This is a genomic window from Pseudomonas sp. S36, from assembly GCF_016647875.1.
Lineage (GTDB): Bacteria > Pseudomonadota > Gammaproteobacteria > Pseudomonadales > Pseudomonadaceae > Aquipseudomonas > Aquipseudomonas parafulva.
The window spans coordinates 1-20,910 of record NZ_JACVVG010000023.1; the positions used below are offsets into that span (position 1 = coordinate 1).

Annotated in this window: 20 protein-coding genes; 9 read left to right on the forward strand and 11 right to left on the reverse strand. The window is 65.8% G+C overall.

Features of this window, described 5'->3' with window-relative positions; translation table 11 throughout:
- Positions 1-161: 161 nt before the first annotated feature.
- The 7 genes from pdxR to IAE36_RS14250 form a co-directional block, all read right to left on the reverse strand.
- The gene (gene pdxR, locus IAE36_RS14220) at positions 162-1,592 is read right to left on the reverse strand and encodes a MocR-like pyridoxine biosynthesis transcription factor PdxR (RefSeq protein ID WP_201213035.1); all 1,431 of its coding nucleotides are present in this window, start codon (positions 1,590-1,592) and stop codon (positions 162-164) included.
- Between the two features lie 64 nt (positions 1,593-1,656).
- Positions 1,657-1,995: a hypothetical protein gene (locus tag IAE36_RS14225; RefSeq protein ID WP_201165401.1), complete on the reverse strand. Its 339-nt coding sequence runs from the start codon at positions 1,993-1,995 to the stop codon at positions 1,657-1,659.
- A gap of 125 nt (positions 1,996-2,120) precedes the next feature.
- A complete protein-coding gene (glcF, locus tag IAE36_RS14230; RefSeq protein WP_201213036.1) occupies positions 2,121-3,365 on the reverse strand; it encodes a glycolate oxidase subunit GlcF in 1,245 nt (414 codons plus the stop codon).
- 9 nt (positions 3,366-3,374) lie between these two features.
- A complete protein-coding gene (glcE, locus tag IAE36_RS14235) occupies positions 3,375-4,427 on the reverse strand; it encodes a glycolate oxidase subunit GlcE (RefSeq protein WP_201213037.1) in 1,053 nt (350 codons plus the stop codon).
- Positions 4,427-5,926, reverse strand: coding sequence for a glycolate oxidase subunit GlcD (gene glcD, locus IAE36_RS14240; protein WP_201213038.1), 1,500 nt, complete (start codon positions 5,924-5,926; stop codon positions 4,427-4,429). Before glcD ends, glcE begins: the two co-directional genes overlap by 1 nt.
- Positions 5,927-6,027: 101 nt before the next feature.
- Positions 6,028-6,345, reverse strand: coding sequence for a DUF2388 domain-containing protein (locus tag IAE36_RS14245; protein WP_201213039.1), 318 nt, complete (start codon positions 6,343-6,345; stop codon positions 6,028-6,030).
- A 118-nt stretch (positions 6,346-6,463) separates the two neighbouring features.
- A complete protein-coding gene (locus IAE36_RS14250) occupies positions 6,464-6,997 on the reverse strand; it encodes a GNAT family N-acetyltransferase (RefSeq protein ID WP_201213040.1) in 534 nt (177 codons plus the stop codon).
- Positions 6,998-7,132: 135 nt separating this feature from the next.
- Here IAE36_RS14250 and IAE36_RS14255 point away from each other — a divergent pair, with 135 nt between their 5' ends.
- The gene (locus IAE36_RS14255) at positions 7,133-7,759 is read left to right on the forward strand and encodes a glutathione S-transferase family protein (RefSeq protein ID WP_201213041.1); all 627 of its coding nucleotides are present in this window, start codon (positions 7,133-7,135) and stop codon (positions 7,757-7,759) included.
- A 14-nt stretch (positions 7,760-7,773) separates the two neighbouring features.
- Here the strand turns inward: IAE36_RS14255 and mrdA are convergent, their stop codons facing one another.
- Complete coding sequence (gene mrdA, locus IAE36_RS14260; RefSeq protein WP_201213043.1) at positions 7,774-9,669, reverse strand: penicillin-binding protein 2; 1,896 nt, start codon at positions 9,667-9,669, stop codon at positions 7,774-7,776.
- Between the two features lie 263 nt (positions 9,670-9,932).
- Here mrdA and IAE36_RS14265 point away from each other — a divergent pair, with 263 nt between their 5' ends.
- Positions 9,933-10,424: an isochorismatase family protein gene (locus IAE36_RS14265; protein WP_028634387.1), complete on the forward strand. Its 492-nt coding sequence runs from the start codon at positions 9,933-9,935 to the stop codon at positions 10,422-10,424.
- Positions 10,425-10,453: 29 nt separating this feature from the next.
- Here the strand turns inward: IAE36_RS14265 and IAE36_RS14270 are convergent, their stop codons facing one another.
- Positions 10,454-11,152 (reverse strand): pirin family protein, encoded by a 699-nt coding sequence (locus IAE36_RS14270; RefSeq protein WP_201165386.1) that lies wholly within the window; start codon positions 11,150-11,152, stop codon positions 10,454-10,456.
- 222 nt (positions 11,153-11,374) lie between these two features.
- Here IAE36_RS14270 and IAE36_RS14275 point away from each other — a divergent pair, with 222 nt between their 5' ends.
- The 3 genes from IAE36_RS14275 to IAE36_RS14285 all read left to right on the forward strand — a co-directional run bounded on the left by IAE36_RS14275 (position 11,375) and on the right by IAE36_RS14285 (position 15,945).
- On the forward strand, positions 11,375-13,786 hold the full coding sequence (locus IAE36_RS14275) for a UvrD-helicase domain-containing protein (RefSeq protein ID WP_328822867.1): 2,412 nt from the start codon (positions 11,375-11,377) through the stop codon (positions 13,784-13,786).
- Between the two features lie 185 nt (positions 13,787-13,971).
- Positions 13,972-14,898 carry an alpha/beta fold hydrolase gene (locus IAE36_RS14280; protein ID WP_201213045.1) on the forward strand — a complete coding sequence of 309 codons (927 nt, stop codon included), beginning with the start codon at positions 13,972-13,974 and terminating at the stop codon, positions 14,896-14,898.
- An 87-nt stretch (positions 14,899-14,985) separates the two neighbouring features.
- Positions 14,986-15,945, forward strand: a complete 960-nt coding sequence (locus IAE36_RS14285; protein ID WP_201213046.1) for a sterol desaturase family protein — start codon at positions 14,986-14,988, stop codon at positions 15,943-15,945.
- Here IAE36_RS14285 and IAE36_RS14290 read toward each other — a convergent pair.
- Both IAE36_RS14290 and IAE36_RS14295 read right to left on the reverse strand, forming a co-directional pair.
- The gene (locus IAE36_RS14290; protein ID WP_201213047.1) at positions 15,856-16,542 is read right to left on the reverse strand and encodes a helix-turn-helix domain-containing protein; all 687 of its coding nucleotides are present in this window, start codon (positions 16,540-16,542) and stop codon (positions 15,856-15,858) included. The genes IAE36_RS14285 and IAE36_RS14290 overlap by 90 nt on opposite strands.
- A 16-nt stretch (positions 16,543-16,558) precedes the next feature.
- A complete protein-coding gene (locus IAE36_RS14295; RefSeq protein ID WP_201213048.1) occupies positions 16,559-17,128 on the reverse strand; it encodes a hypothetical protein in 570 nt (189 codons plus the stop codon).
- 108 nt (positions 17,129-17,236) lie between these two features.
- Here IAE36_RS14295 and IAE36_RS14300 point away from each other — a divergent pair, with 108 nt between their 5' ends.
- The 4 genes from IAE36_RS14300 to IAE36_RS14315 are packed head-to-tail and all read left to right on the forward strand — an operon-like array spanning position 17,237 to position 20,841.
- A complete protein-coding gene (locus IAE36_RS14300; protein ID WP_028634382.1) occupies positions 17,237-17,914 on the forward strand; it encodes a thermostable hemolysin in 678 nt (225 codons plus the stop codon).
- Positions 17,904-19,364: an AMP-binding protein gene (locus IAE36_RS14305; RefSeq protein WP_201213049.1), complete on the forward strand. Its 1,461-nt coding sequence runs from the start codon at positions 17,904-17,906 to the stop codon at positions 19,362-19,364. The genes IAE36_RS14300 and IAE36_RS14305 overlap by 11 nt, the downstream gene beginning before the upstream one ends.
- A 15-nt stretch (positions 19,365-19,379) precedes the next feature.
- A complete protein-coding gene (locus IAE36_RS14310) occupies positions 19,380-20,060 on the forward strand; it encodes a TenA family transcriptional regulator (RefSeq protein ID WP_201213051.1) in 681 nt (226 codons plus the stop codon).
- Positions 20,047-20,841, forward strand: a complete 795-nt coding sequence (locus IAE36_RS14315) for an SDR family oxidoreductase (protein ID WP_201213053.1) — start codon at positions 20,047-20,049, stop codon at positions 20,839-20,841. The genes IAE36_RS14310 and IAE36_RS14315 overlap by 14 nt, the downstream gene beginning before the upstream one ends.
- The last annotated feature ends 69 nt before the right edge of the window (positions 20,842-20,910 follow it).

Here is a 20,910-nt window from a genome sequence, read left to right on the forward strand (position 1 = left end):
CCGCGAAGCAAACAGCGCGGTGTATGGCACCGGCTTTGCCGGTGTTCGCGGGTAAACCCGCTCCCACAGTGATTGCGCCAACTTTGAGATCTTGTGGAAGACAGTTGCACCCACAGGTTTCTGTTGAGTCAAAATGGCGTGACGGGCCGTGAAGCGGCCCATCACCCCATACCCTGCAGCACATCCCGCACCCGATCCAGCGCCGGGTCGATGTCCAGCAGGTCAATAGCCCCAAAACCCATCATCAACCCGGCCCTCACCGGCATTTCACTGAAGAACGGCGCCAGCGAGTACAACCCCACACCCGCAGTGTTCGCCAGCCTGGTCAGCCGTTCCACATCGACCCCAGGGCGCGCCAGTGCGCTTAGGTGCAAACCCGCGTGGGCGGGTATTGCGCCCAACCAAGGCGCAAGGTCGCCCTCCAGCCGTGCCAGAATGCGCTCACGCCGGGCGCTGTACACCTCATGGCAACGGCGGATGTGCTTGTTCAGGTGCCCTTGCCCCACAAAGCGCGCCAATGCCCATTGCAAAAGTGTGGGGCTGTGCCAGTCGCTCAGCTGCTTGGCCACGCAGGCGGCGTGCAGTACCGCCGCTGGCAGCACGGCGTAACCCAGGCGCAGTTCAGGCAACAAGGTTTTCGAGAACGTGCCCACGTAGGCCACCACCCCGTGCTGGTCCAGGCGCTGCAGCGCATGGGCGGCAGGGCCGTGGTAGCGGAACTCGCAGTCGTAGTCGTCTTCGATGATCAGCGCGCCCAGCGTGGCCGCACGTGCCAGCAGCGCATGCCGGCGTGCCTCGCTCATCGGTACGCCCAGTGGGAACTGGTGCGAAGGGGTGACGTAGATCAGCTGGGTGCCTTCGGCGATCTGCTCCACGCACAAGCCTTGCTCATCCACCGCCACCGACTGCACCCGTGCGCCCAAGGCCAGAAACAGCTGCCGCGCCGGTGGGTAGCCTGGGTCTTCCATGGCCACCTGGCAACCCGGTTCCACCAGCACCCGGGCGATCAGGTCCAGCGCCTGCTGGGCGCCGTTGCACACCAGCACATCGTCGGCCGAGCAGTGCACGCCGCGGGCATAGGCGATGTGGTGGGCGATGACCTCTCGCAGCTCTTGCAGGCCCTGGGCGGGGAACTGCCGCTGTGCATGGCGCTGGCAGCGCCGCGCCGCGTCGTTCAGGCAACTGCGCCACTGGTCGAACGGGAACTGGGCCTTGCTTGAGGCACCGCCGACGAAATCATAGCGCACAGGTTGCTGCGGGCGCTGGCCCAGCACCGTGGCGCGTTGTTGCCAGCGCTGCAGCGAGGCACTGCCGGCCAGGGCGATGGGGCTGGCCTCGGCCGCGCGGTTTGGCTGGCGTGGGGTAATGAAGGTGCCACGGCCCACCACACCGCTGAGCAGGTTATCGTAGGTGAGGCGTGAGTAGGCTTCGGCCACGGTCTTGCGGGACACGCCCAGTTGGACTGCCAGCAAGCGGCTGGGCGGCAACTGGCTGCCTGCCGCCAAATGGCCACTGTCGATGCTGGCGCGCAGCTGCCGGTAAAGCTGGTCGGCCAGGCCTTTGCGGCCTTCTAGGCGGATGTGCAGTTCCATGGTGCGATCCGGTGCGGAGGGCCGCTCAGGATAGCGGATTTGCCGCCGCTGATGCGCTGGCCGTTCACAGCCGGGCGGTACTGACCGTGATGTAGCGCTTGTCGGGCAGCAGGATGCGGATCATGGTCTCGTCCGCAGGTGCGTGGCGGTTGCGTTTGATCGACACACCCTCCAGCGCCACGGCTTTCATGTGCTGGGTGATCGCCCGCCCGCTGGCATCGAAAAATGCCTCGCTGGCGAGCAGTTCGATCCGTTCGATCAGCTGCCGCGTGCGTTCATCGGTGGCACAGAAAAACAGCACCCCGGACAAATGCGGGTCATCCTCCGGGTTGCTGAGGTCGTGAGCCAGCAATTCGCAAAGGCTGCTGCGCAACTGGGCGATGGTCGGTGGGTAGGGGGGCATGGGCGGCTTCCTCGGGTGCTCAATCCAAGCCGATCATGTTTTCTCCAGGCAAGGCTAACAAGTAAGACGTTTCTGATACTGCGCTAGGAAGCTTCCTAATCTGACAGTCGTGAACGCGCCACGGCCTAGGCCAACGGTGCTTCAGTGCCTGTCAGATCAAGTGCCGCCTCGACGATTTCCACCCAATGCCGCACGGGCGTGCGCCGGGCACCGCCCAGGTGCACCTGGCAGCCGATGTTGGCGGTGGCGATCAGCTGCGGGTTGCCGCTTTCCAGGGCATCCAGCTTGTTGTCGCGCAGTTGCAGTGCCAACGCCGGCTGTGTGAGCGAGTAGGTACCCGCCGAGCCACAGCACAGGTGGCCGTCTGGCACGCTGGTCAGGCTGAAGCCCAGCCGCAGCAACAGGGCTTCCACCGCGCCGCCCAGCTTCAATGCATGCTGCAGGGTGCACGGGCAGTGAAAGGCCAGGCGCTGCCCGGTGTTTACCTGCAGTTGTTCGACCGGTTCGTTGGCCACCACCTCCACCAGGTCGCGGCACAGGCCACTGACCGTGGCCGCTTTATCGGCGTAGGCCGGGTCGCCTGCCAGCAGGTGCCCATACTCACGTACAAAAGCGCCGCAGCCGCTGGCGGTGATGCCGATGGCCTCGGCACCGGCGGCGATTGCCGGCCACCAGGCATCGATGTTGCGTCGTGCACGCTGCAGGCCCCGCTGCTGGGCGTCCAGGTGATAATCGACCGCGCCGCAGCAACCCGCCTGTGGCGTGGTTGCAATGCTGATACCCAGGCGGTCCAGCAGGCGAGCGGCAGCCGCGTTGGTCGCCGGCGACAGGGCGGGTTGCACGCAGCCTTCGGGCAGCAGCACCTGCCGCGTGTGCCGCGCGGTGGGGCGCGGGCCAGGGGCCGGCTGGTGCGCCGGCAGCTTGTTCCTCACGGCGAGCGGCAGCAACGGGCGCAACACCTGGCCGCTGCGCAACACTGCCTTGAACAGCCCCGGGCGTGGCAGCACGGCACGCAGGCCTTGGCGTAGCAGGCGCTGACCCAGTGGGCGAGGGATCTGCCGCGCGGCGAACCCCCGGCCAATGTCCAGCAGGTCATGGTACTTCACCCCCGATGGGCAGGTGGTTTCACAGCTGCGGCAGGACAGGCAACGGTCCAGGTGCAACTGGGTACTGGCGGTGACCACCTGGCCTTCGAGCATCTGCTTGATCAGGTAGATCCGCCCGCGCGGGCTGTCCAGCTCATCCCCCAGCAACTGGTAGGTCGGGCAGGTGGCGGTGCAGAAGCCGCAGTGCACGCAGGACCGTAGAATGCTGTCGGCTTCGTCGGCGCGGTCCAGGGCACGGGCGTGTTTGCTGAGCGTGGTCTGCATGGTCTGGCCTCACAGGTCCGGGTAGAGACGGCCGGGGTTGAACACCCGCTTGGGGTCCATCTGGTGCTTGAGTGCACGGTGGTAGCGCATCAGCGCTTCTGGCAAAGGCGGGCTGTCGTGCACACCGGTGCCATGGCAAGTCGCATGGCCACCGGCCTGCTCGGCAATGGGGTGGATACTGTGGGCGTCTGCGGCGCACTTCAGCCAGCGCTGCGCGCCACCCCAGTCGAGCAGCTGCCTGCCGGGCAAGGGCAGGTCGCCTGTGGCAATCGGCAATGACAGGCGCCAGAGCGGCTCGGCACCTGCGAAAAAGGCCAGGCGCTGCTCGCGCAGCTCGGCCCAGAAACCGCCGTCTGCCACTTCGCCGCCCAGGCGCATGCGTGCCGACTGCACCGACCCTTCACCGCCTTCCAGGCGCAACCACAGGGCATCACCGTCATGGCAGGCGGCGCTGATCGGCAACGGCTGCTGGCCCCAGCGCAGCAGTTCGGCCAGGGCCTGTTGGCGGCTCATCGGCAGGCACAGGCTAAGGCACTGGCGCGGCCGGGGGAGCACTTTCAACGACACTTCGGTCAACACGCCCAGGCAGCCGAAACTGCCGGCCAGCAGCCGTGACACATCGTAGCCCGCGACATTCTTCATGACCTCGCCGCCAAAGCGCAGCAACGTGCCGTGGCCGGTGATCACCCGCGTGCCCAGCACGTAGTCACGCACCGAACCTGCCCAGGGCCGCCTGGGCCCAGACAGCCCGGCAGCCACCATGCCACCCACGGTGGCCCCAGGGCCCAGATGCGGTGGCTCGCAGGGCAGCATCTGCCCGGCCTGGTGCAAAACTGCTTCGATTTCCTGCAGCGGCGTACCGGCGCGGGCGGTGATCACCAGCTCGGTGGGGTCGTAGCTGACGATGCCACGGTGGCAACGGGTATCCAGCACCTCGCCAACCACCGGGTTACCCAGCATCGCCTTGCTGCCGCTGCCTTGAATGGCCAATGGCGTCTCTGATTCCAATGCCTGGCACACCTGCTCCAGCAGGGCCTCGCTCATGTCCCGGTCAAGGCTCATCAGAACCGCTCCAGTTGCGGAAACGGCAATTGCCCGTGGTGCACGTGCAATGCGCCGAATTCAGCACAACGGTGCAGGGTAGGGATGTTCTTGCCAGGGTTCAGCAGGCCGCGGGGGTCGAAGGCCGCCTTCACTGCATGAAACAGGCGTAGCTCGTCGCTGTTGAATTGCGCGCACATCTGGTTGATCTTTTCCCGGCCGACCCCGTGCTCGCCGGTGATGCTGCCCCCCACCGCCACACAAAGCTCCAGAATTCTGCCGCCGAGGGTTTCAGCCTGTTCCAGCTCGCCGGGCAGGTTGGCATCGAACAGAATCAGCGGGTGCATGTTGCCGTCCCCGGCATGGAACACATTGGCCACCCGCAACCCGTGCTCGCAGGCCATTTCTTCAATGCGCTTGAGCACGTGGGCCAGTTGCCGGCGCGGGATGGTGCCATCCATGCAGTAGTAGTCTGGCGACAGCCGCCCCACAGCCGGAAACGCATTCTTGCGCCCCGCCCAGAAGCGTACCCGCTCAGCCTCGTCACGGGCCAGGCGCACCTCCCGTGCGCCGGCCTGTGCCAGCACTGCCGCCACCCGCTCGCAGTCGTCCTGCACATCGGCTTCCACGCCATCGAGTTCGCACAGCAGCATGGCTGCTGCATCTACCGGGTAGCCGGCGTGAATGAAGTCCTCCGCAGCCCGAATGGCCAGGTTGTCCATCATCTCCAGCCCACCTGGAATGATCCCTGCGGCAATGATGTGCGCCACAGCGCGCCCCGCGTCTTCGACGCACTCGAAGCTGGCCAGCAGCACCCGCGCCACCTGCGGTTTGGGCAGCAGCCTCACGGTGACCTCGGTGACCACCCCAAGCATGCCTTCGGAGCCGGTGAACAGCGCCAGCAAGTCGAAACCTGGGCTGTCCAGGGCTTCGCTGCCCAGGGTCAGGTGTTCGCCCTCGATGGTCAGTATCTCGACCTTGAGCACGTTGTGTACGGTGAGCCCGTATTTGAGGCAATGCACACCCCCGGCGTTCTCCGCAACGTTGCCGCCAATGGAGCAGGCAATTTGCGAGGACGGATCGGGGGCGTAATACAGGCCATGGGGCGCGGCTGCCTGAGAGATGGCCAGGTTGCGGACACCCGGCTGCACCCGGGCAAAGCGGCCCTGCGGGTTAACCTCGAGAATGCGGTTGAGGCGCGCCATCACCAGAAGCACGCCTTTGGCCAAGGGCAGGGCGCCCCCGGACAACCCCGTCCCGGCACCGCGCGCCACGACCGGCACATTGCGCTGGTGACACAGCCTCAGCACGGTCTGGACCTGATCGGTCCGCTCCGGCAGCACCACCAGCAAAGGCAGCGTGCGGTAGGCCGACAGGCCGTCGCATTCGTAGGGTGTCAGGTCTTCTTCGCGGTGCAGCACCTGCAGATCGGGCATCGCTTGGGTAAGCGCGTCGCGCAGGCCTTCCCGGTCTACGGCAGGTAACACGCCGTCGATGCGTTCGTCGTAGAGCATCGTCATGAATGACTCGGTTCTTATTGTTATTGGGGGCAGGAAACGCCGCAAGCATAGCGATGCCGGCCAGACATCACGACCTTGTCACTTGGCCGGCACGCAGGCCCTCACTGCTGGGCGACCACGTCGTCCTGGGACAAAATGGCCTGGGCAAGCTCTTCATCGCTGGCCTGCAGGCCAGGGTGGTCCTTGCGCGCCTGTTGCAGGGCCGCCTCAACATAGGCGCCCCGGATCGCGCCACCGCTGGCAACGAATGCAGACAACTCGTCACGGGCGGGGATGATCCGTTTGTCGTCTTTGAAGGTTGAATACAGCGAGGCCGACACACCGGCCGAGGTGGCGATGTCGCGCCCGTCGACACGGGCCAGGGCCGCACCGGCAGGCACGAGAAGCAGCAGGGCAGGGACGAGCATAAGGTGGCGCATGTCGTGTTCTCCAATAGGGTGACGCCCAGGGAAAATGACCACTCACAGTTTATGAGGCCAACCCACCAAGGGTAGTTCCATTGCCGCGTCTGGCCACCCGAGACGGTGGCCTGATCCCTCAGGCCACGGCTGACGGCGCGCCCCTGCGATACAGCGGCCGTGGTGCGGCGGGTTGCTGGTCACAGTGCTTGTGGCCCGTCAGCGCAAAACCCGCCCGTTCAGCCAGGCGCTGGCTGGCCGCATTGTCAGCGGCGGTGGTGAGCCAGACCGGTGCCGCGACCGCGTCCAGCAGGCAAGTGAGTGCCTCACGCATCAGCCCCTGGCCCGCGCAGGCCTGGTTCACCCAATAGCCCACCTCATAGGCGCCGTCGCCAGGGGTCAGCCCAATGCAGCCGATAACCTCGCCACTGTCGGGCGCCAGCACGAAGTAGCGCTTTTCCTTGGTGGGCTCGTGGAATGTTTCGGCGCTGGTCTGCAGGTTGTCGCGCACTTCGTCCAGGGTCCAGTCAGGCTTGGCCCACTCCAGAAAAGGCTGATGCAGGGTGTAGCTGTGGAGCAGTGCCTGATGCACCTGTTGAGCGAATGCCGGGGCAGGGCGTACCAACAGGGTACGGGCCGTGCTCAGGGTTCGGGGGAGTGGGGGGTAAGGCATGTTGAGCCGTCCTTGCGCAGTGAAGACGGCATCTAAGCACAGCTTCATGACCGTTTGCACCGGGCCATTGACCAGACCGGTTGGCCCATGGTCTGCTCGCCCTTGCCCCAACCACCTCACGCTAGGATCGCGCCCATGGCCGAATACACGCTGCACTGCTTCGCCGAGTCTGGTAATGCCTACAAGGCTGCCCTCATGCTCGAACTCACCGGGCAAGACTGGCAGCCGGTTTTCGTCGATTTCTTCAACGGCCAGACCCGCGAACAGGCCTGGCGTGACGAAGTGAACGAGCAGGGTGAGGTACCGGTGCTGGAGCATGACGGTAAATCGCTCACCCAGTCGGCGCTGATTCTTGACTACCTCAGCCAGCGCACTGGCCAGTTCGGCCCGAAGAATGACGATGAGAAGCGCGAGATCTGGCGCTGGATGCTGTTCGACAACCACAAGTTCACCAGCTATTACGCAGCGCTGCGCTTTCTGTTCTGCCTGAAGAACACCGGTGAGACGGACGTGACCGGCTTTCTGCGCGAGCGCGCCACCGCCGCCTACCGCATCGTCGACGCGCACCTGGCGAAAACGCCGTTCATGGTCGGCGCTCGGCCGACCATTGCTGACCTGTCACTGGCAGGCTATGTGTTCATGCCCGAAGACACCGGCATCGACCTGGCGGCATTCACCCATATCGAGGCCTGGAAGGCGCGGCTGCAAGCACTGCCGGGCTGGAAGCACCCCTACGACCTGATGCCCCGCGCTGCTGCCTGAAACCAAGGCAGCCGCTACCCGTGCGGTGACGCCTTGGTGGCGTTGCCGCTGGCGTACTGCGGCTTGAGGTGCCCCTGGTCATCCAGCAGGTAGGCGTCCATCACTTCCCGCACCACCGGCCCTGCCACGCGGCCGCCTGCTTCGCCGTTTTCGATCATCACCGCCACCACCACGCTGGGGTGCTCGGCGGGTGCAAAGCCGACGAACAGGGCGTTGTCACGGTGACGCTCAAGGGTCTTGTTGCGGTTATAGCGCTCACCCTGCTTGATGGCGACCACCTGCGCCGTGCCGCTCTTGCCGGCGATGCGGTACTGGGCACCTGCCGCCGCCGCCCGGGCAATGCCGCGCGGGTCGTGCATGACCATCTGCATGCCCTGGCTGACCTGGTCCCAGGCGCGCCGGTCGCGCAGCACGATATCGGGCATGGGGTTGGGGTCTACCGGCGTGTCGCCGCCCACCGTCATGGCCAGGTGCGGGCGGTGCCACACCCCCTTGCTGGCCAGCAGGCTGGTGGCCTGCGCCAGTTGCAACGGCGTCACCTGCATGTAGCCCTGGCCAATCCCGAGAATCAGCGTTTCGCCCGGGAACCAGGCCTGGCGCCGGGTGGCCCGCTTCCACTGCGCCGAGGGCATCAGGCCGGACGATTCTTCGAACATGTCCAGCGAGACCTTCTGGCCCAGGCCGAATTCGGCCATGTAGTCGTGCAGGCGGTCGATGCCCAGCTTGTGTGCCAGGTCGTAGAAGTAGGTGTCGTTGGACCGCATGATCGCGGTGTACAGGTCTACCCAACCGTCACCGGTGCGGTTCCAGTTACGGTACTTGTGGTCGTAGTTGGGCAGCTCGTAATAGCCAGGGTCGAACACCCGGCTCCCCGGGGTGATCACGCCACTGTCCAGGCCCGCGATGGCCACCTCGGGCTTGACCGTGGAGCCTGGGGCATACAGCCCGCGCAGTACCCGGTTGAACAGGGGGCGGTCGATGGAATCGCGCAGCTCGGCATACTGCTTGAAGCTGATGCCCTTGACGAACAGGTTGGGGTCAAAGCTGGGGTTGCTGACCATCGCCAGTACATCGCCATTGGCCGGGTCCAGTACCACCACCGAGCCACGGCGATCACCCAGGGCCTTTTCCGCAGCCTGCTGCAAGTGGGCGTCCAGCGTCAGCACAATGTCCTGCCCCGGGGTCGGGTCCTTGTGGTTGAGTACCCGCATCACGCGGCCCTGGGCATTGGTTTCCACCTCTTCGTAGCCCACATGGCCGTGCAGCTGGCTTTCGTAGAAGTGCTCGATACCGGTCTTGCCGATCGACTGGGTGCCGCGGTATTCGGTGCTGTCGAGGGTCTTGGCTTCTTTTTCGTTGATGCGCCCCACATAGCCGACCGAGTGGGCGAAGTGCGCGCCCAGCGGGTATTCGCGGATGAACTGTGGTTCCACGTCCAGGCCCGGCAGGCGGAACTGGTTGACCGCCACCAGGGCAATCTGCTGCTCATCCAGCCCAACCATCAGTGTGACCGGCTCGAACGGCTTGCGACCGCGCCGCAGGTCCTTGTCGAACTGCTTGCGGTCTTCTTCGCCAAGGCCCAGCACCTGCGTCAGGGTATCGAGCACCTGGGCGGTGGCGCCGCCGGTACGTTCACGGGTCATGGTCAGGTCGAAGCTGGGCTTGTTGTCGGCCAGCACCACGCCGTTACGGTCGTAGATAAGCCCCCGCTCGGGGGCGATGGGCAGCACATGCACCCGGTTGTTCTCCGACACCGCGCTCTGCTGGGCATGCTGCAATACCTGCAGCACGTAGAGGCGCCCCACCAGCACGGCCACCAGGCTGAACACCAGGGCAGCGCAGGCCAACAGCCGACGGTTGACCAGGTTTTTCTCCTTGTCGTGGTCCTTGAGGGGGATCGGTTGCGGCATCGGCTTGGTCTGCTGGGGTACTGGGCGAAGGCGCGTGGCCTGCCGGGGCATGGGGGGCAGTGATGCTACGCAAGGCAAGGGCCACGCTCAAGGCGCCAGGCCCCGCCGCCCGCCCGGCCTGGCGTGCCACGCCCGCCAGCACAGGGCTGGCTGCAAGATGAAGATTTGTTCATTGGCGCCGGTGGCACCGGTACTGCGCGCACCTGCCATACCCACGCAAGCAGGTATACTCGCCGCCCGTTCTTCTACCCCGGAATATGCCAATGCGTCAGGTTTTACTCGTCGTCGATGTCCAGTCCACGTTCAGCCCGCCGGAATGGCTGGTGGATGGCCTGCGCGTGCTGTCGGCGAACATCCCGACCATTGCCTCGGTGGAGTTGCATGACGAGCAGGTAACGCCCTTCGAACGGCAGCTCGGCTGGCACCCCGCAGCCCAGGACGACAGCCTGATCGAGGCCGACCAGGTGTTCGTCAAGCATGGTTACGGGCAGAGCGCAGAGGCCATTGCCTACATCCGTCAGCTGGGCGTGGAGCGTGTGCTGGTGTGTGGCCTGCAAACCGACACCTGCGTGCTGGCGGCAGGCTTTGCCCTGTTCGACGCAGGGCTGATGCCGACGCTGGTTACCGACATGACGGTGGGCTCTTCCCTGGACCGCAGTGCGAAGATGGGGATCGCCTTGTGGCAACACCACTTTGGCCAGGTCACCACCTCGGCTGAAGTGCTGGCTGACCTTGCGGGTGAACGCCAGGGCTGAGCCAGCCGGCGAGGGTAGGGTGGCCGGGGTCAGGCCACGTCTACCAGCACGATCTCGCTGTCTTCCAGGGCGGTTACCCGCAGCACCGGCTCTTGTTCGATCGCCACGCCATCACGCGCCTTGGCCTGCACACCATTGACCTCCACCCGCCCTTTAGCCGGCACCAGGTAACCGCGGCGGGCCGTGTCGAAATGGTATTCGGCCGTTTCGCCGGCGCGCAGGGTGGCGGCTACCAACCGCGCGTCGGTGCGAATCTGCAAGCTGCCTTCGTCGCCCTCGCGGCCACTGGCCAGGGTGACGAAGCCCTCACCGCGCTCGCCTTTGGGGAATGGCCGGGTGCCCCAGGCCGGGGCATCACCGGTGCGCTCGGGGATGATCCAGATCTGGAAGATGCGCGTGTCCACCGCTTCGCGGTTGTACTCGCTGTGCACGATGCCAGTGCCGGCACTCATCACCTGCACGTCACCCGCTTCGGTTCGGCCCTTGTTGCCCAGGCTGTCCTGATGGCTGATGGCCCCTTCTCGCACATAGGTGATGATTTCCATATCCCGGTGCGGGTGTGGCGGGAAGCCACTGCCTGCCGCGATCAGGTCGTCGTTCCAGACCCGCAGGTTGCCCCAGTGCATCCGTGCAGGGTCGTGGTACTCGGCGAACGAGAAGTGGTGATGGGCGTCAAGCCAGCCGTGGTTGGCATGGCCCAGGCTTTCGAAAGGTCGCAGTTGCAGCATGATCGGGTTCCTCGGTGAGGTTGGAATGGCACCATCATGCGTCATTCAAGTATCGAAAATAAGTGTAAATATTGGCTTTATACAATCTATGTAGTCGATATTTTTATGTGGAAGGATTTATGCGCTTCATCGCCTAATGCACTGATCCGCAAGCAATTGCTGGTAGTTTTTGCGTGCAGCGGCGAACATTGGCAGCTGTTTTTGCCAGACAACGGAGTGACCGTGGCCAACGAGCAACCCCAGGCCCTCGCCGAACTGATCCCACCCGCCCAGTTGCCCTGGTTCCGGCGCCTGGTGGCCCGCTTGCTGGGCCGCGGGCTCACCGGCCTGCAGGCGCAGCACCGCCATTCGGTGGAGTATGGCCGCGCTGAAGGCTACGAGGCCGGGCGGCAAGTGCTGGTCATCCGTGATTGCCGGTCCGACCTGCCGGCGGTCCCTGGCCAGGACGATAACCTGTTCGACGATTGGCGCCTGCCCTTGACTGCAGCGCTGAAGAAACGGTTCAAGGCCGATGTCGCCCAGCGCATGCCGGCCCACTCACAACCCAGTGCCGCACAGTGGAAGCTGATTTTCAGCGACACGCCATCCACGTGCGTGGTGGCCGGGGCGGGCGCGGGCAAGAGTACCTCCCTGGTGCTGCGCATCCTGTTGCTGCGCCATTACCTGGGTTATGAGCTGGACGCGATGACCGTGGTCACCTTCACCCGCGAGTCGCGCAAGGATTTCATCAAGCGCCTGCTGCAGGTGTTTGCCTTGTGGCAGATCAACCTGCTGCCGGGCCAGGCCCGCGACCTGGTGCGCACCTTCCATTCACGTATCCTGCCGCTGGTGCGCAGCCTGCCGGGCTTCGACAGGCTGCAGGCGTTCGAGACCCTGGGCAACGACCTGCCGGCCGGCCAGGAGGCGGAGGCCGACAGCAACCCGTTCGACCTGCGCCTGAACGATGCCCAGCGCCAGCAGTTGAACCAGTGCTACAGCACGTTGCTGGGCCATAGCCCGCGTTTTGCCGAGCTGGTCGGCCAGTTGCGCAACGAAGCGCTGCAGCTCAAGCCGCAGGACCCCGACAACCCGGATGTGCAAAAGCGTGCCCAGGTCACCCAGTTGGCGGCCCAGCGCGATGAAGAGCTGTGCGATGTGATCGAAGACCTGTGGTTTGCAGCAGGCGCCTGGCCCATCAAGGGTATCGAACCGTGCCGGGAGACGGTGTCGATACGCGGCAGCCGCTTTCATGTGCACGGTCGCCTGGGGCAGGGCGGGCCGCTGCTGGTGCTGGGTTTCGACCCGTCCGAGAGCGCGCAATACCAGCGCCCGGGTGCCAAGCTGGCGGTGCGCGGCGAATGGGCGGTCAAGCGTACCTTGTTGCAGGCCTTCTGCGACCAACCCCTGATCTGGCTGGACAACTACGCCATGGCCCGGCGCCTGGCCGCCTCGCTGGCCGGTGATGCCGTAGCGGGCCCAGGCTTTGAATACAAGGTGAAGGGTGAGCTGGCCCCGGCGCCACTGCTGGATGCATTCGTGGCGGCGGCCAACTTCATCGAAAACCTCGGCCTGGATGTGCCCACCGCCGTGCGCGCCATGCAATTTGCGTCAGGCGACAGCGATGCGTTGTTCTTCGAGGCGCTGGCCCTGTATTGGCGCGCGCTGGAAGGGCATCTGCTGGACCAGTCGCCCCCGGTCATGACCTACAACCACATGTTCGCCCTGTTCGGTGAGAACAACGCGGAAAACCTGCGGTTGCTGCCCGACCCGCTGCTGCGCCCACTGGCGCACCTGATGATTGACGAATTCCAGGACGTTTCGCCGCAGATCGTCAGCTGGCTGCGTGCGTGCCTTGCCGAGATCCGCCGGCGCGGCTCAGCCATGCACGTAGGCCGGCAAGCTCAACACTCATCGCTGATGTGCGTGGGCGATGACTGGCAGTCGATCTATGGCTGGCGCGGCAGCTCGCCCAAGTACTTCATGGAGTTCACCAAGGCCTTCCCCACGCCCGCCAATACGCGCGTGCTGCTGGTCGACAACTACCGTTGCCAGCAGCAGGTGATCGATGCGGCCGAGCACCTGGTCAAGGGTACCCCGGCCATTACCGGCAAGAAGGCCCGTGCCAGTGGCCCGGCGGCGGCGTTGCCCGGCACCCCGGTCAAGGTGTTCGACCGCGACGAGGCAGCACTGGGCCAGACCCTGATCGAACACTACCAGCGTGGCGAATCGGTGCTGATGCTGTACCGCAAGGGGGCCGATCGCGCCCTGATGAGCGAGCACCTGCACAGCGTGATGCAGGCCGAGTCGGCGCTGCCCCCCGAGCAGCGTCGGTTGCGCCAGCTCACCTACCACAGTGCCAAGGGCCTGCAGGCCGACGCGGTGTTCATGCTGGGTGATTGCCAATACCTCACCCGTTCACCTTACAAGAACCAGGTGTACCGCCTGGCGGGGCTGGGCAAGGCCGGCGATGGCCAGCCGTTCGACACGGCGCAGAAGGACGAGGTGCAGCGCCTGGCCTATGTGGCCGTGACCCGGGCGGTGCAGCACTGCTACTGGCACGTGGAGCCGGCCAATGGGGACGGTGTGGTGGCGGCCCGGGCGTCCAGCCAGGTCGATGCCGGGCAGGTGTTTTTCGAGGACTGCCGCGGGCAGTAGGGTCGGTGACGGTTAAGTCACCGTCGGTGAGGGGCCAGTGGCGGGGCGTTTCTTGGGCCAAGGTTGAGTGTCGGCGCCCAGCGCGGCCCGGCGCAAGGGTTGCCGCTGGCGACAGGAGTCGAATGCCACGGTGGCGTATTCGGCCTGGAGCGGTCGTACCAGGCATCATGTCAGGAAGCGTACCCATGCGATCATCATCCACACCCAAGGATCACCCCCTGGACCTCCACGGCATCGAAATCGCAGTGCGGTGCTGGGGGCCGGAAGACGGCATCCCCGTGCTGGCATTGCACGGCTGGCTCGACAACGCGGCCTCGTTCGAGCGCCTGGCGCCCATGCTTGATGGCTGCTTCGTGGTGGCCCCCGACCTGGTCGGGCACGGGCGCTCCGACCACCGTCGACACGACAGCGGCTATTACCTGTGGGAACACGCCGAAGACATGCTGGCCGTGGCTGAAAGCCTGGGCCTGGGGCAGTTTCACGTACTGGCCCATGGCATGGGCACCGGCGTGGCCTCGCTGCTGGCCGCCATGACCAGCGCCATTGTCAGCATGACCTTTCTCGACGGCATGGGCGCACCGTTCACGGTGGCCGAGCATGACCGGGTTCAGCACCTGGCCCGGGCCTACCGCCTCAAGCGCATGGTGCAGCGCAGCCAGTTGCAGGGTTTCAGCGAGCGTGACGTGCAGCGTTTCGACGACCTGGACACCGCCCTGGCCCAGCGCCGCGAGCGCCTGGACACCGGCCTGTCCGAAGCCTCCGCCCGGCTGCTGGCCCTGCGCGACTTGCTGCAACTGAACGAAGGTTACTGCTGGCGGCACGACCCTCGGCTGGTGCTCCCCGAGCCCATGCCGCTGACCGAGCGCGAGGCGTGCGACCTGCTCGCCCAGATCCGCTGCCCGTTGTACCTGTTGTTCGGCCGCCAGGGAGCGTTCACCGGTGAAGCCTTCGGCCGGCGCGAAGCCGCATTGCCCAGCCAGGCCAAAGTGTCCTGGCACCCGGGCGGGCACCACTTCCACCTGGATGCGCCGGACCGCGCGCTGGTGGACCAGTTGCTGCGCATTCTGGCGCGTCATGAAGGCGGGGTACTGCAGCGCCTGGTCAACGAGTGACCTGAGGGCGCTGATGCGCCGTTTGTTCAAGCACCCTGGCGTTGCCAGCGCGGACACTGGCGTCTCCTGTCTTTCTGGAGTCGCCCCATGCGCCTGCTTTATGCCCCGTTGTTTTTTATCGGCTTCAATGCTGCCGCCCTGGCGGTGGTACTCAACGCAAGCCTGCTCTGGCTGCCGCTGCTGTTGACCGGTGCGGTGCTGGTGTCCTGCATATGCGAGCGCGCCATGCCGTACAGGGTCGCCTGGAACCGCAGCCAGGGCGAGACCCGGCGTGACCTGTGCCACGCGGTAACCAATGAAGGCCTGGCCATTGCCAGCGTGGCCAGCATCGTGCCAATGGCCGGGCTGCTGCCTGCCACCGGTTTGTGGCCCCACGCGTGGCCGTTGCTTGTGCAGTGGCTACTTGCAGTCGTCGTCGCAGACCTGGGCATTACGCTGGTGCATTACGCCAGCCACCGTAGCGAAAGGCTGTGGCGCCTGCATGCGGTGCACCACAGTGTCACCCGTATGTACGGTTTCAACGGGCTGCTGAAGCACCCGCTGCACCAGTTGCTGGAAACCCTGGGCGGCACGCTGCCGTTGCTTCTGCTGGGGCTGCCTGTGCAGGTGGCGGCATTGCTTGCGTTCAGCATCGCCATTCAGTTGCTGCTCCAGCACAGCAATGTCGACATGCGTATCGGCGCCTTGCGCCATGTCGTTGCCTGGGCCCCGGTTCACCGCCTGCACCATTTGAAATATGGCACCACCGGGGACGTCAATTTTGCGCTGTTCTTCCCGCTATGGGACCGCTTGCTCGGCACTTCGCTGCACTTGCCGGCCTACGTACTGGCGCACGACGACCTAGGCATCGGCGACCGCCCGGATTACCCACAAACGTTCTTCGCGCAGATGCGCGAGCCTTGGTCGCGGGCCAGGCCCCAGGCGCCCGCCGAGCTGCCGGCCGCTCTGCAGCAGGCGCTAGGCAAGGGTGCGCAGGCTAAGGTGGCGCAGTGCGGTACCGGGGTTGAGGCCGAACTGACGCCGCACAGTACGCGTGAAGTGCGCTGAATCGGCAAAGCCTGCTGCCACCGCAGCGTCTGTAAGGCTTGACCCTTCCAGCGCAAGCCGCAAGGCAATGCGCAGGCGTTGCCACAGTACCAGGCGCCGTACTGAAAGCTTGAGCCTGCCGCTGAACAAGCGCTCCAGCTGGCTGAGCGATAGCGCCGTGCTGCTGGCCAGGTCCCTGGCCAGCAGGGGCTGGTCGCCCAGGGCACGGATGTGCCCCAGGGCCTTCTGCAGGCGTGGGTCGAGCAGGCGGCGCGGCCATTGCTCCAGGCTTCTGACAAGCTGGGCAGGGGAACCGGCAGCCCGTTCGCAGAGCCATTGCAGGTCAGGCAGGTCGAACGCTAGCGGCTCGGCGAAGAGGGTGAGGCACTGCACCTCATCATTGAGGATGGCGTGCGGCTGCTGCGACGCAATGAGCACCTGGCGCCCGCGCTGATGTTGCCCTTCAAGGTTCACCTGCACATCGGCGTCGATGCCCATCATGACCTGATGGGCGTAGTGGGCGTGGGTATCGGTTCGCCCCGGGCTGCCCAGCAGCAGGCAGTAATCGTCCCCCAGCCACAGGTCGCCTTTCCAGCCATGGGCCTGGTTGGTTTTCATGGTTGCATCCGGCCTTTCAGTCGAAGTAGCCCCGCAGGCTGAAGCTGTAGCGGGTGTCCACGGTCGTGGCTTCGCCGCGGCTCCAGCGCGGGGTCAGGACGAACTCGAAGGCCGGCTCGTACAGCCCGTCGCGCACCAGTGCACCGGCCAGTACCTCTACACCGTACCAGCCGTTTGCCACTTCGATCATGGGGCGGCCTGGGGCCTGGTAGCGCGCCATCAGGTCGCCGAGTGTCTTAGCGGTGAAGTGCTGCAGGATGCGCCAGGTGTACAGCATCAGCGCGCCATGTTCGACCCGTACCACGTAGCCATCGCGTTGATGCTTCAGGCGGCTGCCCGGCATGCGCAAGGCCGGTGTCTCGCCCTCGAGGGTGAACAGAATGTGGTAGGGCAGGTTGTCTACCCCTGCAAGTGGCAACACCACGCCCTCGCGCACCGCCTGGTCGCCGGAATCGTTGTGGGTGAACGCGTAGGCCAGGTCATCTGGCAGTGCATGCTCCTGCTTGAAGCGCTCAAGCAGCTGGATATCCCCGAGCAGAAAGTAGTCCACCAGGTCGCTGAGCACTTCACTGAATTCGTGGCGCATCTGTTTTCCTTGTAAGTGCGCGGAAACGGCTGAGGCAAATGTAGCACTTCAGATTGCCTTCAGATTGCCCGCCGATACTCCCCCGAACTTGACCTGAAGGGGATCGCCATGACCCAGCCAGATTGCACCCGCCTGCTTGCAGTGGCCCTGGGCAGCCAGCCCGGGCGCCTTGCCCATCTGCACCTGGAGCGCCCGGGCGACAGTGGCCGTGTTGCGCTGGAGCAGTTTATTCACGACCGCTTCGCCTGTGTGCATCAGGCCGATGTCCGCCATTACCTGCCCGAGCTGCTCGGCCTGCACGACAGCCAGGGCCATCTGGTCGCGGCGGCGGGCATGCGCCTGGCTGGCACCGGCAAGACCTTCATCGAAGGCTACCTGCAAGAGCCCCTGGAGGCCGCAGTAGCACGGCTATGCGCTGCGCCAGTGAACCGAGCGCAACTGGTCGAGGTGGGTAACCTGGCCTCGACCAGCGCCGGCAGTGCCCGGGTGATGATTGCCGTGGTGACCTGGCTGCTGGCGACCCGCGGGCTGCAATGGGTGGCCTTCACCGGTGCCGCCACCCTGGTGAACAGCTTTCACCGGCTGGGGCTGATGCCCACCGCGCTGGCCTTGGCTGACCCGGGGTGCCTGGCAGACGAAGCGCGCTACTGGGGCAGCTACTACGCGCACTGCCCGCAGGTATTCGTTGGCAATATTCAAGCCGGCTACACGGCCTTGGCTGAGGCTGGCGTGTTCGAGCGCCTGCACTTGCCAGTGGGCTTGCAGGAGGCTGGTCATGCCGCGTGAGTGCCAACTGTTCAAGCAGGTGTTGCAGGCCCACGCACGGGATCGGGCCACGCAACCGGCGGTTGTGGGCCTAGGCGGGCGCTTCACCTACGCTGAGCTACTGGCCGCAGTGGAGCAGCGCCAGGCCTGGCTGGCAGCGCAGCCTTCCGGCACCTTGGTGCTTGGCCTGGACAACGGCCCCGAAGCCTTGTTCTGGGACCTGGCCGCGCTGTTCGCGGGGCGCCCTGTGGTGGTGCTGCCCACGTTTTTCAGCAGTGCCCAGCGGCGCCACTGCCTGGCCCAGAGCGGGGCGGTGCTGGCGTTGATTGACGAGGGCTTTGCCGATGACCTGCTTGCCGCCGGCTTCAGCGCCGGTGAGCGGTTCTGGCACCGCCTTGCCCCGGCGTGCGCGAGCGTGCCGCCGGGTACCGCCAAGCTGACCTTCACCTCGGGCAGCACCGGCGCGCCCAAGGGCGTATGCCTGGGTGCCCAGGCGTTGCTGCGCGTGGCACGGGAACTGGAAGCTGCCAGCCGCTCTGCGGCACCTGGCATCTACCTGGCCGTGCTGCCCATGGCGGTGCTGCTGGAGAACATCGGCCTGTATGCCGCCCTGCTGGCCGGGGCGCAGCTCATGCTGTACCCCTCGGCGCAACTGGGGTTGCGCGGTGCCAGCCAGGTCGACCTGCGCAGGTTGCTGGGTGCGGTCGCCTTGAGCGGTGCCCACAGCCTGATCCTGGTGCCGCAACTGCTGCTGGGCCTGGTAACCGCTGTCGAGCGTGGGCTGATGCAGGTAGGGCCGTTGCGTTTCGTGGCGGTGGGCGGCGGGCGGGTTGCACCCAGCTTGCTGGCCCGCGCCGAGGCCGTCGGGTTGCCGGTGTTCGAGGGCTACGGCTTGTCCGAATGCGCCTCGGTGGTCTGCCTGAACCGCCCCGGCGACCGGCGCCCGGGCAGCGTTGGGCGGCCGTTGCCCCATGTGCAGGTGCGCATCGCTGAAGACGGGGAAGTGATGGTGGCAGGGTCGATGATGCTCGGCTACCTCGGCGAAGCGCCTTTGCGAACACCCTGGTTCGCCACAGGGGACCTGGGCCGGCTCGACAGCGACGGCTTCCTGCACCTGGCCGGGCGCAAGAAGCACCAGTACAGCACTGCCTACGGGCGCAACGTCAACCCCGAATGGGTCGAGGCAGAGCTGACCCAGGGCGGCGTCATCGCCCAGGCCTTCGTCCACGGCGATGGCCTAGCCCGCAACCTGGCGTTGCTTTGGCCGCTGGATCCCCTGGCCGACGCAGCCGCCCTCGAGCAAGCGGTACACCAGGCCAACCAGGGCCTGCCTGATTACGCCCAGGTGCATGCCTGGCAGCGCCTGCCCGAGCCGCTGTCCACGGCGCAGCACACCCTGACCGCCAACGGCAGGCCCCGCCGCGAGCAGATCCTGCAGCGCTACCAGGCGCTGTTATCCGATGTTCAATGAGCCACGAGGTTGACCATGCCTTTCTTCGACACCCTGCAACAGCACACAGCAGCCGAGCGCGCGGCATTGTTCAGCGTTCCGGTGATCCGTGACGCACTGGCCGGCACGGCCAGCCTGGAGGCCTATGTGGCCTTCCTTGGCCAGGCCTACCACCATGTCCGGCACACGGTGCCACTGATGATGGCCTGTGGTGCCCGCCTGCCGTCCCGCCTGGAATGGCTGCGCGGGGCCGTGTGCGAGTACATCGAGGAAGAATACGGCCATGAGCGCTGGATTCTCGACGACATCCGCGCCTGTGGGGGGGACCCGCAGCAGGTGGCGGCCAGCCGCCCTGCGCTGCCCATCGAGCTGATGGTGGCGTACCTCTACGACACCATCGCCCGCGGCAACCCGGTCGGGCTGTTCGGCATGGTCAACGTGCTGGAGGGCACCAGCATCGCCCTGGCCACCCAGGCGGCCGGTAGCCTGCAGAGCAGCCTGGGCCTGCCCGATCAGGCGTTCAGCTACCTCAGTTCGCACGGTGCCCTGGACCAGGACCACATGGCCACCTACCGCAGCCTGATGAACCGCCTGGACCAGCCCGACGACCAGCAGGCGGTGATCGACGCCGCCAACGTGGTCTACCGCCTGTACACGGCGATGTTCGAACAGCTGCCACGTGCTGCGCAGCCGGAGGCCCGGCATGCATTTGCCTGATTGCGTGGCGGTATTGACCGGCGCCAGCGGTGGTATCGGCCTGGAACTGGCCGACCAGCTGTGCGTTGCCGGGGCCAAGGTACTGGCGGTAAGCCGGCAGCCGGGCAGGCTGGCGGAGCTTCAAGCCCGGTACCCCCAGCAATTGCGCTGGCTGCAGGCTGACCTGCGCAGCGCAGAGGGCCGCGGCCGGGTGCTGGCGGCGGCGCAGGCGATGGGCGCCTGCAACCTGCTGATCAACGCGGCTGGCGTCAACCGGTTTGCGCTGCTCGAGCAGATGGACGAAGCCGACCTGGACGAACTGTTCGACCTCAACATCAAGGCGGCGGTGCAGCTTACCCGGCTGTGCCTGCCCCAGCTGCGGGCGCAGCCCAGCGCGCTGGTGGTCAATGTAGGGTCCATCTATGGCTCGATCGGCTACCCCGGGTACGCCACCTATTGCGCTAGCAAGTTTGCCCTGCGGGGGTTTTCCGAGGCGTTGCGCCGCGAGCTGGCCGATACCACCGTGAAGGTCTTGTATGCTGCGCCACGCACCACCCGCACCGCCATGAACGGTGACGCTGCACAGGCCTTGAACCAGGCGCTGAAGGTGGGCGTGGACGACCCGCAGGATGTGGCCCGGGCGGTGCTGGCGGCGGTGCAGGCCGAGCGCAGCGAGTTGTACCTGGGCTGGCCGGAGCGGCTGTTCGTGCGCCTCAATGGCATGCTGCCGGCGGTGGTTGACCGCGCCTTGCGCAAGCAGTTGCCGTTGATCCGGCGCCACAGTGGCTGGCCGGGCAAGTGAAGCCTTTTTCACCCTGGCTCCAGGCGCGTTGCTGGCTGCTTTACTCAAGGCGATACGGACATTGAAGGT

What these genes read in the sequence shown, in the direction of transcription:
- IAE36_RS14270 (WP_201165386.1), bottom strand. Translation starts at nt 11,152, where the DNA reads ATGCTGCAACTGCGACCTTTCGAAAGCCTGGGCCATGCCAACCACGGC.
- IAE36_RS14295 (WP_201213048.1), bottom strand. Translation starts at nt 17,128, where the DNA reads ATGCGCCACGAATTCAGTGAAGTGCTCAGCGACCTGGTGGACTACTTT.
- IAE36_RS14280 (WP_201213045.1), top strand. Translation starts at nt 13,972, where the DNA reads ATGCGATCATCATCCACACCCAAGGATCACCCCCTGGACCTCCACGGC.
- glcE (WP_201213037.1), bottom strand. Translation starts at nt 4,427, where the DNA reads ATGAGCCTTGACCGGGACATGAGCGAGGCCCTGCTGGAGCAGGTGTGC.
- mrdA (WP_201213043.1), bottom strand. Translation starts at nt 9,669, where the DNA reads ATGCCGCAACCGATCCCCCTCAAGGACCACGACAAGGAGAAAAACCTG.
- pdxR (WP_201213035.1), bottom strand. Translation starts at nt 1,592, where the DNA reads ATGGAACTGCACATCCGCCTAGAAGGCCGCAAAGGCCTGGCCGACCAG.
- IAE36_RS14300 (WP_028634382.1), top strand. Translation starts at nt 17,237, where the DNA reads ATGACCCAGCCAGATTGCACCCGCCTGCTTGCAGTGGCCCTGGGCAGC.
- IAE36_RS14250 (WP_201213040.1), bottom strand. Translation starts at nt 6,997, where the DNA reads ATGCCTTACCCCCCACTCCCCCGAACCCTGAGCACGGCCCGTACCCTG.
- IAE36_RS14305 (WP_201213049.1), top strand. Translation starts at nt 17,904, where the DNA reads ATGCCGCGTGAGTGCCAACTGTTCAAGCAGGTGTTGCAGGCCCACGCA.
- IAE36_RS14290 (WP_201213047.1), bottom strand. Translation starts at nt 16,542, where the DNA reads ATGAAAACCAACCAGGCCCATGGCTGGAAAGGCGACCTGTGGCTGGGG.
- IAE36_RS14245 (WP_201213039.1), bottom strand. Translation starts at nt 6,345, where the DNA reads ATGCGCCACCTTATGCTCGTCCCTGCCCTGCTGCTTCTCGTGCCTGCC.
- IAE36_RS14315 (WP_201213053.1), top strand. Translation starts at nt 20,047, where the DNA reads ATGCATTTGCCTGATTGCGTGGCGGTATTGACCGGCGCCAGCGGTGGT.
- IAE36_RS14255 (WP_201213041.1), top strand. Translation starts at nt 7,133, where the DNA reads ATGGCCGAATACACGCTGCACTGCTTCGCCGAGTCTGGTAATGCCTAC.
- IAE36_RS14310 (WP_201213051.1), top strand. Translation starts at nt 19,380, where the DNA reads ATGCCTTTCTTCGACACCCTGCAACAGCACACAGCAGCCGAGCGCGCG.
- IAE36_RS14225 (WP_201165401.1), bottom strand. Translation starts at nt 1,995, where the DNA reads ATGCCCCCCTACCCACCGACCATCGCCCAGTTGCGCAGCAGCCTTTGC.
- IAE36_RS14265 (WP_028634387.1), top strand. Translation starts at nt 9,933, where the DNA reads ATGCGTCAGGTTTTACTCGTCGTCGATGTCCAGTCCACGTTCAGCCCG.
- IAE36_RS14285 (WP_201213046.1), top strand. Translation starts at nt 14,986, where the DNA reads ATGCGCCTGCTTTATGCCCCGTTGTTTTTTATCGGCTTCAATGCTGCC.
- glcF (WP_201213036.1), bottom strand. Translation starts at nt 3,365, where the DNA reads ATGCAGACCACGCTCAGCAAACACGCCCGTGCCCTGGACCGCGCCGAC.
- glcD (WP_201213038.1), bottom strand. Translation starts at nt 5,926, where the DNA reads ATGACGATGCTCTACGACGAACGCATCGACGGCGTGTTACCTGCCGTA.